This is a genomic window from Pseudomonas sp. VMV1, assembly GCF_056790235.1.
In genome coordinates this window covers 362,997-377,774 of sequence record NZ_JBXGSE010000004.1, presented here as the reverse complement: position 1 = coordinate 377,774, position 14,778 = coordinate 362,997, and the positions used below count along the sequence as shown (strand labels likewise).

Below are 14,778 nucleotides of genomic sequence, written 5' to 3'. Positions count from 1 at the left end.
AGAAAATCCTGAGAGGGCGTGGGCCTAGCCGCGCACCCGCTTGCGCAAGTAGTCGAGAGCCGCGCTGGCTTCGTCGGCCAGATGCGGACGCGGCAGATCGTTGGGCCAGATGCCTTCGGCGAAGGCCTGGCGATCACCACCGCCGAGACGTTCGCTGAGCGCCCTCTCCCACCAGACGTGACGACAGGCGCGGGCATAGCTGTCCTGGGGCGCCAGACAGCCATAAAGCAACTTGCGTCCCAGGCTCGCGCGCTGCTTGTCCAGTCCGGCCAGCTGCCACTTCACCCGCAGACGCGTCCAGACATCGGGCAGCGGCTTGGTCAGGGGCACCTCCTGCCAATGGCGTTCAAGCTCTGGCGAATAGTCTTCGCCATAGCGCTCGAAGAAGTGCGCCAGCATGAAGTGCAGAAAGCGCTTTTCCGCGTAGTAGTGCCGAATGGGTCCCCGGGCCTCGCTGATGGACAGATCGGCCAGGCTGAACGACAGGGCGATCTGCTCCAGGGTATGGACCTCGTCGTCGTGACCATGCCAGTCGTCGATCAGGGCGATCGCCCGCTCGACCCGCGACAGATGGACCCGTGCCAGGCCGCAGACGCCGCTATTGTAGAGCCGCGTCTCATCCGCCGGCTCCTGCCCGCGCTCGGCCAGCGCGGCGGCGAAACGGACGAATTCGGGACGGACACGAGCCTTGCGCCAGGACCATTCCTCGATGTCCATCATTCCGCGATGGCTATCTATGCTGTCGAACAAGGACGCCAGTGGTGCCTGAACCACGGTATCGCTATCCAGAAACAGCGTCTTGTCGGCCTCGGGCAGCGCCCAGGCGATGGCGCAGGCCTTGCTACGGTGCAGATAGCCGTGCTGCCCCTGCCACGCCTTCAAGGTCAGGCTGTCGACCGGCAGCACGTCCACCGGCCAGGCGCGATAATCCTGCGGTCGATCGGTCAAGATGCGGATGGCGATGTCCTGCCCTTGTCGCCAGTGCAGGGCACTGAGCAGGCTGAACTTGAGCTCCTGCCGATAAGCCTGAGCACCGCCGTAGACGAAATACAGGAGTTGACGTGTGGGGCGCATGTAAAGCTGCCGGCAAAAATCTGATTCTAGCAACAAGCGCCCGGATAGGTCGCAAGGGTCACTTCACAGCTTGCCACCTTCGGGTAACATGCACGCCCTGACGTTGACGGGTCCTGCATGAAGCCTCTCGAACATTCGCGCTATCTCGAACTGCGCGACGCCGCCCAGGTAGTGGAAGCCGATCATCACGGCGACAAGGTCCTGCGCCTTACCGATGGCAGCTACCTCAAGCTCTTTCGTCGCAAGCGACTGCTGACTTCGGCAGCGCTGTTTCCCTACGCCCAGCGCTTCGCCGACAACGCCCGTCAGCTGGCCGAGCGCGGCATTCCCTGTCCACGGGTGCTGCAGGTCTATCGTGCCGCCTCGCTGCAGCGCGATCTGGTCCACTATGCGCCGCTACCCGGTGAAACCCTGCGCCAATTGCGCGCTTCAAGCCAGGCCGCGGCGCTGCGCCCGGCGCTGGGTCGCTTTATCGCCGGGTTGCACGACAGCGGTGTTTACTTCCGCTCGCTGCACCTGGGCAACGTGGTGCTGACCCCCGAAGGCGAACTAGGCCTGATCGACATTGCCGATCTGCGCTGCCACAGCCGGCGCCTGCCGCTGCGCCTGCGGGTACGCAACTTCCATCACCTGCTGCGCTACAGCGAGGACCGCGACTGGCTATTCGAACCCGGCCGCGAACCTTTCCTGCGGGCCTATGCCGAGGCCTGCTGCCAGCCCCTGGACTGGCGCGAACTCGACCGTCAGCTCCAGGACTAGACCGGCAGCGCCTGCCCCAGCGCCAGTTTGCGCCGACGCTGCACCTCGGCGCCGGCAATCATGGCGGCGGGCAACAGCACCAGCGGCCAGAGTTCGTCCGGATTGCCGATCAGCTTGGCCCCGTCGAAGTTGAGCATCAGCAGAGCCACGGCCAGATAGAGTCCCCAGGGATCGCGCTGGCGCAGGGCCGCGCCCAGGGTAGCCAGCATCAGCACGGCAAAGATCAGCAGCGAGACTAGCCCGGTGTAGATGCCAAAGGACACGAAGATGTTGTGCGGGTGCTGAATGGCCTCGGTGCCATGCAGCAGATCGTGGCTCTGATAGCCCAGACCGCAGCCGAGCCACCAGCCGCAAGCCTCCCAATCCTTGATCATGAAGTGGAACAGCTCGATGCGCCCGGAATCCGCCCGTCCCCAGAAGGCGACGAACCAGGCTTCGGTATGGACCACCTGGACCACCCCGGCGATCAGGGCGCTGACCAGGACGACCAGGGCCAGGGTACGCAATGGAAAGCGTGGAAAGGCGAAGAGCACGCCCAACGCGGCGAGAAAGCCGATCCCGACCAGGCCGGTACGGGTCTGCAGGGCGAAGGAGATGCCAACGATGGTGATCACTACCGCGGCCAGCAGTTCGCCCCAGCGCCGCTCACGAATCCAGGTAGGCGCCGCGAGTCCACCCAGGCAGACCATCCAGATACTCACATAGATGGGGTTGGAGATCCGCCCGGGGAGGTGGATGACCCGCTGGCCGACGGCATAGTGGCCGGTGAGCCAGAAGACCAGACTCGAACCCACGGCATAGACGCAAACCACCCAGAAGGCCAGACGCACGAACCCCGGCCGGCGAAAGAAGTCACCATCGACCAGGCAAGCCAGGGTGAGGACAAACAACAGCACATAGAGGATGTGCTTGAAGAACTGCCCTTCTTCGGCGCGGGCGCCCGGCACGATGAACCAGGCGAGAAACACCAGCCAGAGCAGCAGCAAGGGTGATTGCCAGTCGATCAGCCGCGGCCGCATGACGAAGAGGATCAGCGCCGGCAGGGCGATCGCCGCGTAGTAGTAGCTGTTGATCAACTTCGCCGTGGGAATGCACAGATAGGCGATCAGGAACACCAGCACCGCCAGGGTGAAGTAGCGGCTCTGCTGCAGACGATCGAGCAAGGGTGTCACCACAACAGGGCTCCCAGGAGTGCGCCGACCAGGAAGGCCAGCGCCAGTTTGATACGGTCCAGCCGACGGCGACGCTGCTTGTCGTCCAGATCCTTGTCGCTGACCACGTGCTGGCCGAAGCCGGTATGCAGCACGGCATCGTTTTCCAGGATCAGGGCGTGGCGATTGGCGTCGGCATAGCGCCGGGACAATTCCTTCTCACCGCTCAACTCGCCATAGGGGGCATGCAGCAGATAATCGGCACGTCGCCGCAGTCCGGGATTGAAGGAGAAGCCCTGCCATTCGGCCTTGTGCGAGCCGACCTCATGGAAGGCGATGCCGGCATGCACCTGCCGGGGCTTGAGATAGACATAGGGGCTGTGGATCGCCAGGTCATGGGCATGGCTGCGCAGCCAGACCTGCAACGCCTGGGGATCGGCCTCCAGCAGCGCCTGGGAATCCTCGATGAAACGGGGGCGATAGAAAGCCCAGTCGTCTTCGCAATGAAAGATCCAGCTCGTTTCGACGCATTGATAGGCTGCGTCGACGCTGCGCATCTGCCCGAGTTTGGGGTTGTTGACGATGAACTCGGTATGCTCGCGCCAGTGCGCCGGGATGCAGTCGCGCACCCGCTCGTCACCGGAGTCCTCGGTGATGAAGACCCGGCGGATGGGGGCCGTGTTGAATTCATCGAAGGTTGCCAGCGTCTGCGTGAGCAGGTCGAAGCGCCCGCAACTGGTGACGACCAGGGAAATATCGCTGTCGGCGGAAAACTGCACGTTCTACCCTTTCTGCCAGGTGAGTCGAAAGCCGGACCTTGCGCGGCGCATCAGCGTCCCAGCCTGGCCAGCAGGCGGCGCAGGAACCCCGGGGCGACTGCCGGTCGCAGCGCTGGGGTTATAGCCGAAACCACTCGCTCACCCAAGTGGCCGAAGGCGAAAGAGTGACGTGCCAGGGCCTCTCCGGCCTTGGCGATGGCCGCCGCGTGCGCTGGATCCCTGCGCAGCCTTGCGAGTTTTTCGCGCAACTCGTCCAGCGAGCGATAGAGCACCACGTTGACGCCATCCTCGAACTTCAGCGCGCGATTCTCCTCTTCGCCCTGATCAAAGGTGAAGAGCACGCAGCCGCAAGCCATGGCCTCGAAGTTCTTGATCATGTATTCGCCCATGCCGACATCGGCGCCGACAAAGAAGCGGATGCGATTGAGCGTCTGCAGGTATTCGTCGCCCGAGCGGGTCTTGGTGATCAGTAACGGCTCGACCTTGGCCAAATCTTCCAGCAGCTGCTTGCGCCCGCTGTAGGCCACGCTGCCCAGGCTGCCGACGAAGCCCAGTTCGATGTCACGTTCAAGCCCGAGGTCGCGCAGGCGGCTGTCGTCGTAGCCCTTGGGCACGAAGACGGCATCCACTCCCTCCTCCCGCAATCGGCGCGCCACGCCGGCGCCGGAGACCAGCACGCGCACGTGGGGCATGGCCTGGTAGTAGCGGCTGAATTTGCCGGTGTACTTGCAGGGAATGAAATTCTGGTAGGCGTCGTGCTCCAGCTCCACCAGATTGGGCAGGCTGCGGATGAACGAGACCTGCTTGAGCTGTTTCTTGAATCTGAGAAACAGCAGGATGCGATCGTATTGCTCGGGCCGGGGCACGGCACGGCGGAAATAGCCGCTCAGATCGGCCTGTTCCTCGTCGCTCAGCCAGCGCAGGTCGCAATCGCACTGGGCGGCGATGCTGGCATAGAAGTGGTCCAGCAGGATGCGTTGCTCCTTCTGGACCAGGAACAGGACTTTCACGGCGCCGGGGCCTTGAAGGCGGCGACCATGGGCAAACGCCAGAAGTCGCGGCGCACGGCCTCATCGGAGAAGCGCTCGGCCAGGCGCTCGCGCATGTGCTGTACACAGGCACGTCGCTGGCTCGGCGCCAGCCGACCCAGATGCTGCAGGCCCTGACCGAGGGCTTCGGCGTCCCCCAGGGGGAAGAGGAAGCCGACGCCTTCGACGATCTCGCGGGCGCCGCCGCAGGAGGTGGCGATCAGCGGCACGCCGGCGGCCATGGCTTCCAGCAGGACCATGCCGAAGGGCTCGTGATCGGAGCTCAGGGCGAAGACATCGAAGGCCTTGAAATACCGCCGTGCGCCTTCCACCTGACCCAGGAAGACCACCCGGTCGGCAATGGCCAGTTCGCGAGCGAGGTCCTTGAGGTCGTCTTCCAGGCGGCCTTTACCGAGAATGGCCAGCAGGGCGTTGGCCGGAAGGGTCGGCAGGGCGGCGGCGAAGCCGCGCAGCAGCGTGGCCTGGTCCTTGTCCGGGTGCAGGCGGCCGACGTTGCCGACGATCCAGGCCTCCTGGGGCAGCTTGAGCTCGGCGCGGGCCTGATCGGCCGGCAACAGCTCACGCTCCACCGCATCGACATCCAGGCGGTTGTAGAGGGTCTCGATACGCTCGGCCGGCCAGTCCTTGAGGCGCTGGCGGATCTCGTCGCGCACCGCATCGGAGACTGCCAGGAGCGTCAGGCGCTTGCTCATCAGCTTGGCGAACAGCCGGCGACCGACTCGGTCGTAGTCGCCAAAGGCGTGGTGGACGCCGATCACTGGCAGATTGGTGGCCAGGCAGGCGATCCAGATCGGCTTGAAGCGATGGGCGATGACGAAGCGGATGCCCCGCGAGCGGACGATCTCGCGCAGCGCCTGGATGGCGCCGAGCTTGAGGCCACGCACGTCGCGCGAGGAATACTCCAGGAACAGCACCTCGTCGCTGCCGCAGCCGGCGGCCACCTCGGCATCGGCGGTGCCGGTGAGAAAGACCGTGGTGACGCGATAGCCGCTGCCCGCGAAGAGGCTGGCGGTCTGGCGGGCGCAGTCGAGAAAGGGACCGTCGTAGCCATGACAGAACTGCAGCACTCGCGGTTCGGCGGAACGCGTCATAGGCCGGCCCCCTCCTTGATCACCAGGACATCTTCCATGATCAGGTACTGCAGGTCCGAGCCGAAGAACATGTTCAGGGCGTCGGTAGGCGAGCAGACCATGGGTTCGCCGCGGCGGTTGAGCGAAGTGTTGAGGGAAACGCCATTTCCGGTGAGCTTTTCCAGCTCGACCATGAGGTCGTACCAGCGCGGATTATGGCGGCGCTCCAGCACCTGGGCGCGGGAGGTACCGTCTTCGTGGACCACCTCGGGCACTCGGTTCTTCCACTCCTCGTTGACCTCGAAGGTAAAGGTCATGAAGGGCGAAGGGTGATCGACCTTGAGCATCTGCGGCGCCACGGTATCGAGCATGGACGGGCAGAAGGGCCGCCAGCGCTCGCGGAACTTGATCTGGGCGTTGATGCGATCGGCCACGCCCGGCACGCTGGGGCAGCCGATGATGGAGCGACCGCCCAGGGCGCGCGGACCGAACTCCAGGCGACCCTGGAACCAGGCCACCGGATTGCCGGCCACCATGATCTCGGCGATGCGCTGGGGCATGTTGTCGATCCGCTCCCACTTGGGTGCGTTGGGATGGCGGGCGCAGGCGGCGATGACGTCCTCGTTGCTGTAACCGGGGCCGAGATAGACGTGCTCCATCTTCTCCACCGGCACGCCACGGGCGTGGGAGACGTAGGCGGCAGCGCCGACGGCGGTGCCGGCGTCGCCCGAGGCGGGCTGGACGAACAGCTCCTTGACCTCGGGACGGGCGATGATCTTCTGGTTGAGCTTGACGTTGAGCGCGCAGCCGCCAGCGAAGGCGATCTTGCCGGTTTCGCGGATGATGTCGCCCAGGTAGTAGTCCATCATCTCCAGCGCCAGGCGTTCGAACAGCGCCTGCATGCTGGCGGCGTAATGGATGTAGGGATCGTCGGCGATGTCGCCTTCGCGCTTGGGCCCCAGCCACTCGATGAGCTTGGGCGAGAAGTAGTAGCCCTTGCCCTTTTCCTTGTAGCGACGGAAGCCGATGACGTTGGCGTAGTCGGTGTTGATGATCAGCTCGCCGTTCTCGAATTTTGCCAGGCGCGAGAAATCGTACTTGCTGGCGTCGCCATAGGGCGCCATGCCCATGACCTTGAATTCGCCGTCGAGCATCTCGAAGCCGAGGAATTCGGTGAGGGCGCCATAGAGGCCGCCCAGGGAGTCCGGATCGTAGAACTCTTTGATCTTGTGGATCTTGCCGTTCTCGCCGTAGCCGAAGAAGGTGGTGGCGTACTCGCCCTTGCCGTCGATGCCGAGGATGGCGGTCTTCTCGCTGAAACCCGAGCAATGATAGGCACTGGACGCGTGGGCCAGGTGGTGCTCGACGGCCTCCAGCTTGACCTTCTTCAGGTCGAAGCCCAGTTGCACCAGGCACCACTCGATGCGCTTCTGGTAGCGGTGGTAGCGGCGATTGCCGAACAGGATGGCGTCCAGGGCACGATCCGGGGCATAGGCGTAGCGCTTGGCGTAGTGCCAACGGGCTTCACCGAAGAGGCTGATGGGCGCATAGGGGATGGCCACCACGTCGACATCCGCGGGGGTGATCCCGGCCTGCTCCAGGCAGAACTTGGCCGACTCGTAGGGCATGCGATTCTTGGCATGCTTGTCGCGCACGAAGCGTTCTTCTTCCACCGCGGCGATCAGCTTGCCGTCGATGTAGAGCGCGGCGGAGGGATCGTGGCTGAGGGCGCCGGACAGGCCAAGGACGGTCAGGGACACAGGTAAAGCCTCTGTACAGGGCGAAGCCAGGGGAGTTCGCCGGGGTTTCGCGAGGCCGCTGCAGGCCCGCCTCGCCTCAAAAACGGCGAATTATAGCCGTTCAGGCAGGCCACGGGTAATGGCCGCACGCCGGACCGGGGCTTAGCGCACGGCGATTCAGCCCCGGTACAGATGACGGTACGCCAGTCAGGCCAGCGGCAGGCGCGCGTCGAGCAGGCGATGCAGGGCACTGTCCGCCGGCCAGTTGCGCAGCAACCGGGCACGATCGCGGGCATAGGCACCAGCGTAGGCCCGGTCGCTGTCATGGGCCTGCAGGGCGTCGAGGTCGATCACCAGCCAGCGGCCGTCGTGCCAGATCAGGTTGGTGCCCTTGAAGTCGCCATGGCCAAGGCGCTCGCGACGCAGGGCCTCGACCAACGCCAACAGGGCGTCCAGCTCGGCCGCCGGCGGCGCGGAATCCACGTAGGGTGCGAAGCGCTCCAGCAGATTGGGCCCGTCGACGAAGGGCGTCACCAGGTAGGCGCGACCGCGCAGGCCGAGGAAGCGGCGCTCGCGCACGGCCAGCGGTTCCGGCGTGGGAATGCCGAGAAACAGCAGCCGATGCCCTTCGCGCCAGCTGTGCCAGGCCCGGCTCGGTCGCCAGAAACGCGTCAGCCAGTGGCCGAAGCCCTTGATGTTGTATCTCTTGAGCACCAGGTCCTGACCCTGCCAGGGCAGCCGGGCCACGGTGGCGGCGCCGCCGTCCTTGAAGGTCGGCAGGCCGGCCAGGGCCGCATCGGGATCGGCCAGCAGGCCTTCCAGGCGGCTAAGCCAGGTGCGCCGCACGGCGATCAGGCCGAAGGCGCTGCGAGTGACGGCGAACAGGGTGCACTCCCGGCCGCTCTTCTTGAGGTAATCGGTCAGGCGCCAGCGACGGATCTCGGCGGTCCGCGCCAGCAAGGCCTCCAGGCGCAAGGCGTGTTCGGCATTGACCAGCAGGTAGTGGATCAGCAGCTCTTCCAGCTGGGCATCCAGGGCGGCTGGCAACTGGGCGAAGAACACCGCCAGATTCTCCTGCACCCGCGCCTGGGACAGCGGCTGGCCGACCGTTTCGGCCTGGATGTCCGCCGCGTCTATGACCAACGCCGCGCCATCCTTGACCAGCAGGTTGTCGAGATGCAGATCGGCCTGCCAGAGGCCCTGGGCGTGCAGCCGCGCCAGGGTGGCGAGGGCCGTGCCGAGCAGGTCGTTCTGCGCGGGTGACAGGGGCGGCTCGCCAGCGATCCGCTGCCAGAGGTGCTCGACACTGGGCGCCGCCTCGATGAAGTCGAACAGCAGCCAGGCGCCCTGCCCGCTCGCCTCGCCGCTGTCGAGCAGCGCTGGGGTCGGCGCCCCGGCGGCGGCCAGCAGGCGACAGCCCTCGCGCTCCCGGGCGAATTGCCGGGCGGCGCGCTCGCCTACCAGCAGCTTGGCCAGCACCCGCCGCCCCTGCCAACGCGCCTCGCCAACATAGCGCTGGCCGGGCAGCACCCGCAGCAGCGACAGCAGCTCCAGCTCACCGCCGGGCAGCTCGATCCCCAGTGGCAGCGTTGGCGCACGGCCGGCCTTGGCCAGCTGTTCCAGGGTCATGCCTTGCGCTCCTTGTGACGCCGCCGACCCGCCAGGCGGCGACTCCAGTCACGCACCGCGGCGCTGTCCTGGGGTTGTTGCAGGTAGCTGGCCAGGAGTCGCGCGACGTCCTGCTCGCTCCACTCGGGCGCACGGCGCAGCAGGGGTTCGAGATCGCGCAGGCGATCACGCCGGCCGAACAGCAGCGGGCGGGTCTTTTCCAGATCGATCAGCCGCGCGACCAGGCCTTCGCCCTGGCGTTGCAAGAAGAGGTGCTTGGGATAGAAGCAGCCATGCACCTGGCCAGCACCGTGCAGGCGCCGGGCCAGGTCACCCACGGCGACCAGCACCGCCTGGCGCTCGTCCGGGGCCAGGTGCGGCCAGAGGCGCAGCCAGCTGTCGAGGTCGCGCCAGTCGTCCAGCGCACGGGTCACCAGGATGGCGCGCCAGCCTTGCTCATCGCGGCGCTCGCCGTAGTAGGCCAGCTCCAGCGCGGGGATGCCGCGCGCGGCGTAGCGGCGGATGTTGCGGCTCTCGCGAGCAAAGGTCGGTTCGCCCAGGGGACGGGCCAGGGTGCGGGTCAGGTAGTCGCGCTGGCGCTTGAGGTAGTAGCCGTGCCCAGCCACATCCAGGCGAAACACCTGGCTGAAGCCGCCACGGCCGCGATTGGGCTCGTCCACCGCGGCCAGCTCCAGCGCCCATAGCGCCTCGAAGCTGTCCAGGCCCTGGCCGGCCAGCACGGCCTTGTCCTCGGCCGCCCATACCTCGTTCATTCCCGCCCCTTGAAATAGTCCAGCACCTCGCGGATGCGCCCCTTGTCGTTGTCGCTGAGGCGCGCGCGGCCACGGTATTGCAGATAGAACCTGAGGCGCTGGGTGCGCGACAGCTGGTACTTGGCCACCTTGTCCAGGCAGGCCAGGTCCTTGACGATGCGCCAGCGCAGCCAGTGGCCGACCCAGAAGGCGCCGGCCGGGCAATCGATGAGATAGAGCACGCCCTGGCCATCCACCAGCAGATTGCGCCACTTGAGATCGTTGTGGACGAAATGGTGGTCGTGCAGGGTGCGGGTCGCCGCGGCCAGCTGGCGACTGACGTTGTCCACCCAGACCCGGTCGCGCAGCCGTGGATCTTCGCGCCGTGCGAGTTCGGCCAGATCCAGGGTGTTGGGAATCTCGCGGGTGATCATGGCGCCCCGGGCGAAGCCCCGTGGCGAGCGCTCCATGCCCCAGGCCACCACCGGTGCGGTGGCGATGCCCCATTTGGCGAAGCGCTTGAGATTCTGCCATTCGGCCTTGACCCGCGGCCGCCCCACATAGCGGCGCAGCCCCTTGCCGGCGCCGTGGTAGCGCTTGACGTAGTAGCGGATGCCGTCGCGCTCGATGCGCACCACTTCCGATAGCGGATCGCTGGTCAGGCGCTCGCCGCTGAGGGCGAACACCGCTTCGAGGGTCGCGAATTCGAGCAGGTGGGCGACGCTGGAATCGATCCGCCAGTCAGCCATCAGAGCCGGTCCCCATAGCGTTCCTTGCGCTCCAGCAGCGCGGCGGCCTTGCGTTCGAGACGCGCCAGCAGGGGCGCCTCGTCGCGCAGGACCTCGCGCAGCGGCCGCTGAAAGTAGCCACGCAGAAAGCGCAGAAAGTCGCGCCGCGTCAGGCCGATGCCCAGGGCGGAGAAATACAGCCCGGCCAGGTCCTTGTCGCGCCAGCGCCGGGGCACCTGGGTGCGGCACTGGGCACGGTGCAGGTCGATCAGCCACAGCCGCAGGTTGGCCACCGTGACCGGCTGGGCGGTGTCGAGCAGGAAATGGCAGATATAGCAGTCACGATGATTGACGCCAGCGCGGTGCATGGTGCCGGTCATGCGCGCCACCTCGGCGATCAGCGCCCGCTTGAGTCCCGGTTCGGGGGGCTGGCGGACCCAGTCGAGACTGAAGTCTTCGAGGCTGACGGTGGGCGCCAGCTCCTCGGTGATGATGAAGGAATGCTGGGTCGCCGGATTGGCACCGCGCTCGCCGAAGGCCACGGCGGTCATAGTTGGCACGCCGACCTGGTGCAGGCGCTCGATGGCCTGCCATTCCTGGCGCGCACCCAGCACCGGCTGCTTGGCCTGCAGCAGATTCTTGGCGATCTCGCCCCAGCCGATACCGCGGTGGATCTTGACGAAATAGCCCCGTCCGGCCACCTCGGTGCGCAGGGTACGGCGCCCGTCCAGCTCGCGATAGACCTGGCCCTGCAAGGCTTCCACGGCGACGAAGGGATCCTGGCCGGCCCAGAGGCTGGCGAAGGGTTCACGCAACTCCAGGGTCATGCCGCCCCCAGGATGACGTCGGCAGCACGTTCGGGCAGCGAATAGAGATCGGCGCTGTCGGCGAAGGCCAGGCCATTGCGGCCCTGCACCGCGCGGCGCTCGGAATCGGCCAGCAGTTCGGCGAGCATCCGGTCCAGGGTCTCCTGGGCGAAGGGCGACGGCACCACCGCGCCAGCGCGGGCCTCGTCGATGTAATGCGCATAGCCGCAGACGTCGGTGACCAGCACCGGCAGCCCGGCGACCAGCGCCTCCAAGAGCACGGTGCCGGTGTTCTCGTTGTAGGCCGGATGGATCAGCAGATCGGCGCCGAGCAGGAAGCGCGGGATGTCGCTGCGGCCCTTGAGGATGTCGACCCGGTCGCTCACGCCCAGGGCCTTGGCCTGGAGCAGGAAGGGCTTGGGATCGTCCTGGCCGATGGCGAACAACCGGGTGCGGCGGCGCAGCTCCTTGGGCAAGGAGGCCAGGGCCCGCAGGCTGCGATCCAGGCCCTTGGTCTTGAAGCCGGAGCCGATCTGCACCAGCAGCAGCTCGCCCTCTTCCAGCTCGAATTCACGGCGGAAGTCGGCGCGGATCTCGGCGGCATTGGCCGGCGCTCGCCGGTCGGCGGCGATGCCCGGCGGCAAGAGATGGAAACGCTTGGCCGGGGTCCCGTAGTGCTTGACGAAGAGCGGCTGCTGCACCTCGGAGATCATTAGGATCTCGGTCGGCGATTCGGGGGCGAACACCGCCCGTTCGTACTCGGCGAAGTGGCGATAGCGGCCCCACTGGCGATACAACGGATTACGCAGGGTCTGGGCCTTGTCCTCGAAACAGGGGTCGGCGGCGTAATAGACGTCCAACCCTGGCATCTTGTTGAAGCCGATCACCCGGTCCACCGGATCACGGGCCAGGTCCGCCTGCAGCCAGGCGTGGAATTTCTCGTTGCGGCGATGATTGAACAGGGCGCTGACCCGGGCCACCCGCACGTCGAAGCCTTCCGGCACCGGACCTTCCCAGATCAGCGTATAGACGCGGATGGCGTGGCCACGGCGCTGACACTCCTGGGCGATGCGCAGAAAGTCCCGCTGCAGGCCGCCAAAGGGAAAGTACTTGTAGAGCACGAAAGCCAGGGTCATGCGGGGAGGTCTTCCAACAGCAGGGTTTCCAGTTCCAGTTCGACCCGTTCCGGAGTCAGGGCGGCGAGACTGGCCGCGGGCTGGTCACGCGGCTCGTCGGTGCCGTCCAGGCCCACGGCACTCAGGTGCACCTGGGAACGGCCATAGGCACCGACCTTCTTCGGACTGGTCGGGCCATAGAGCGAGACGGTAGGCACGTCCAGGGCGGCCGCCAGATGGCCGAGACCGGTGTCCACCGCCACGCAGGCACGGGCACCGGCCAGCACCTTGGCCACCCCGGCCAGATTCAGCCGCGGCAGCACCTGGACGCCGTCGAGCCCATCGGCGATGCGTTCGGCACGGGCATGTTCCGTCTCATTGCCCCACAGCAGTCGCACCGGCCAGTCCAACTGGCTCATGCGCTCGGCCAGCTCGCGCCAGTAGGCCTCGGGCCAGTGCTTGCTGACCCAGGTGGTGCCGTGGAGGAACACCACATAGGGCGTCTCGTTGGGACCGGCCAGGCGTTGCCGGTCCAGACCGTAGTCACCCACGCCCGTCGGCAGCGGATAGTCCAGCGCCTGGGCGAACAGCTGGCGGATGCGCTCCAGGGCGTGTTGCCCCTTGGCGACGTGGTAGCGCTCGTCATAGAAGCGGCTGGCCAGCGGCTCGCGCGCGGAATTGCGGTCGAGACCGGCGACCGGTGCCTCGGCGTAACGGGTCAGCCAGGCACTCTTGAGCAGGCCCTGGGCATCGATCACCCGGTCATAGCGCTGCTCGCGCACCCGATTCTTGAATTCGCCCCACTCGCCACTGGCCCAGGCGGAAAAGGGCTGCTTGCGCCAGCGGCGCAGGGCTACCGGGATCACCTGGCTTACGGCCGGGTGCCAGGCGGGAATCTCGGCAAAGCCCTCTTCCACCACCCAGTCGAAGCAGATGCCTGGGATAGCCCGGGCCGCATCGGTCAGCGCCGGCAGGGTATGGATGACATCGCCGAGGGACGAGGTCTTGATCAGTAGCACGCGCATCTAGCCCACCTCTACCGGATCGGCGACCAGGCGGCCGAGGGCCTCCTGCACCAGACTCGGCTGCAACAGGCGCAGGCAGTCGTAATGGCCGAAGCGGCAGGTGCGGTCGAAACAGGGGCTGCATTCCAGACCCAGGCGCACCACTTCGACCTGGCTGGCCAGCGGCGGCGTGAAGCCCGGCGAGGTGGAGCCATAGACCGCTACCAGCGGGCGATCCAGGGCAGCGGCCACGTGCATCAGGCCGGAATCGTTGCTGATCACCGCACTGGCGCAGGAGAGCAGGTCGATGGCCTCGGCCAGGGAGGTGCGCCCGGCGAGGTTGTAGACATCCTCTTCGAAGCCGGGGGTGACCCATTCGCGGATCTCCTCGCCCCCCGGGGCATCCTTCTGCGAACCGAACAGCCAGACCTGCCAGCCCTGGCGCAGGCGAGCATCGGCCACGGCAGCGTAGTGCTCGGCCGGCCAGCGCTTGGCCTCGCCGAACTCGGCGCCCGGGCAGAGCGCCAGCACCGGCCGGTCCAGAGCCAGGCCGAAGCGCTCCAGGGCGGCGTCGCGGCTGGCCGGGTCGATGACCAGGCGCGGCTCGGGATAGGGCTTGGGCAACTCGGCGCCCGGTGGGTAAGCCAGCGCCATGAAGCGCTCGATCATCAGCGGATAGCGGGCCTTGTCCAGGGTGCGGATGTCGTTGAGCAGACCGAATCTCATCTCGCCGCGCCAACCGGTGCGCTGGGGGATGCCGGCGAAATAGGGCACCAGCGCCGACTTCAACGAGTTGGGCAGAAGGATCGCCTGGTCATAGCGACCGCGCAGCTCCTGGCCGATGCGCCGACGCGTGGCCAGCTCGAAGGCGCCATGGCCGAGCGGAAAACTCAGGGCCGCGCGCACCTCGGGCATGCGCTCGAGCAGCGGGCGACTCCACTCGGGGGCGAGTACGTCGATCTGGCAGTCGGGATGCTGGCGCTTGAGGCAGACGAAGAGGGTCTGCGCCATCACCATGTCGCCGACCCAACTGGGTCCGATGATCAGAATATTCATGCTGGAAGGTGATCGGCACCTAGCGGGTGGCCGACTCCCGCTCCGTCAGGCCATGCCTGATCGAAAGGTCGCGCACGGACATCGACAT

At 66.5% G+C, this 14,778-nt stretch carries 14 protein-coding genes; 1 reads left to right on the top strand and 13 read right to left on the bottom strand.

The annotated features are described in order from the left end of the window. Positions 1-24: 24 nt before the first annotated feature. Positions 25-1,074 (bottom strand): glycosyltransferase family protein, encoded by a 1,050-nt coding sequence (locus ACUCV0_RS16025; protein WP_482213113.1) that lies wholly within the window; start codon positions 1,072-1,074, stop codon positions 25-27. Between the two features lie 117 nt (positions 1,075-1,191). Here ACUCV0_RS16025 and ACUCV0_RS16020 point away from each other — a divergent pair, with 117 nt between their 5' ends. Beyond that, positions 1,192-1,833: a lipopolysaccharide kinase InaA family protein gene (locus tag ACUCV0_RS16020; RefSeq protein WP_482213112.1), complete on the top strand. Its 642-nt coding sequence runs from the start codon at positions 1,192-1,194 to the stop codon at positions 1,831-1,833. On the opposite strand, the gene ACUCV0_RS16015 is transcribed toward ACUCV0_RS16020, so the two are convergent. From ACUCV0_RS16015 to waaF, 12 genes are all read right to left on the bottom strand, one after another. Further along, entirely contained in the window at positions 1,830-2,996 is a 1,167-nt protein-coding gene (locus ACUCV0_RS16015; RefSeq protein ID WP_482213111.1) for an O-antigen ligase family protein, read from the bottom strand. The two genes, ACUCV0_RS16020 and ACUCV0_RS16015, sit on opposite strands and share 4 nt — an antisense overlap. A 5-nt stretch (positions 2,997-3,001) precedes the next feature. Next, the gene (locus tag ACUCV0_RS16010; protein WP_482213110.1) at positions 3,002-3,763 is read right to left on the bottom strand and encodes a glycosyltransferase family 2 protein; all 762 of its coding nucleotides are present in this window, start codon (positions 3,761-3,763) and stop codon (positions 3,002-3,004) included. Positions 3,764-3,813: 50 nt separating this feature from the next. Next, positions 3,814-4,773 (bottom strand): glycosyltransferase family protein, encoded by a 960-nt coding sequence (locus ACUCV0_RS16005; protein WP_482213109.1) that lies wholly within the window; start codon positions 4,771-4,773, stop codon positions 3,814-3,816. After that, a complete protein-coding gene (locus tag ACUCV0_RS16000; protein ID WP_482213108.1) occupies positions 4,770-5,903 on the bottom strand; it encodes a glycosyltransferase in 1,134 nt (377 codons plus the stop codon). Before ACUCV0_RS16000 ends, ACUCV0_RS16005 begins: the two co-directional genes overlap by 4 nt. Next, a complete protein-coding gene (locus ACUCV0_RS15995) occupies positions 5,900-7,642 on the bottom strand; it encodes a carbamoyltransferase family protein (protein ID WP_482213107.1) in 1,743 nt (580 codons plus the stop codon). The genes ACUCV0_RS16000 and ACUCV0_RS15995 overlap by 4 nt, the downstream gene beginning before the upstream one ends. A gap of 186 nt (positions 7,643-7,828) precedes the next feature. Then, entirely contained in the window at positions 7,829-9,250 is a 1,422-nt protein-coding gene (locus tag ACUCV0_RS15990; protein ID WP_482213106.1) for a phosphotransferase, read from the bottom strand. After that, a complete protein-coding gene (locus ACUCV0_RS15985) occupies positions 9,247-10,002 on the bottom strand; it encodes a lipopolysaccharide kinase InaA family protein (RefSeq protein ID WP_271653983.1) in 756 nt (251 codons plus the stop codon). The genes ACUCV0_RS15990 and ACUCV0_RS15985 overlap by 4 nt, the downstream gene beginning before the upstream one ends. Further along, on the bottom strand, positions 9,999-10,730 hold the full coding sequence (locus tag ACUCV0_RS15980; protein WP_482213105.1) for a lipopolysaccharide kinase InaA family protein: 732 nt from the start codon (positions 10,728-10,730) through the stop codon (positions 9,999-10,001). Before ACUCV0_RS15980 ends, ACUCV0_RS15985 begins: the two co-directional genes overlap by 4 nt. Next, positions 10,730-11,536, bottom strand: a complete 807-nt coding sequence (rfaP, locus tag ACUCV0_RS15975; RefSeq protein ID WP_434775847.1) for a lipopolysaccharide core heptose(I) kinase RfaP — start codon at positions 11,534-11,536, stop codon at positions 10,730-10,732. Before rfaP ends, ACUCV0_RS15980 begins: the two co-directional genes overlap by 1 nt. Next, entirely contained in the window at positions 11,533-12,651 is a 1,119-nt protein-coding gene (locus tag ACUCV0_RS15970) for a glycosyltransferase family 4 protein (RefSeq protein WP_482213104.1), read from the bottom strand. Before ACUCV0_RS15970 ends, rfaP begins: the two co-directional genes overlap by 4 nt. Further along, on the bottom strand, positions 12,648-13,655 hold the full coding sequence (gene waaC, locus ACUCV0_RS15965; RefSeq protein WP_482213103.1) for a lipopolysaccharide heptosyltransferase I: 1,008 nt from the start codon (positions 13,653-13,655) through the stop codon (positions 12,648-12,650). The genes ACUCV0_RS15970 and waaC overlap by 4 nt, the downstream gene beginning before the upstream one ends. Further along, positions 13,656-14,690 carry a lipopolysaccharide heptosyltransferase II gene (gene waaF / locus ACUCV0_RS15960; protein WP_482213102.1) on the bottom strand — a complete coding sequence of 345 codons (1,035 nt, stop codon included), beginning with the start codon at positions 14,688-14,690 and terminating at the stop codon, positions 13,656-13,658. Positions 14,691-14,778 lie beyond the last annotated feature (88 nt).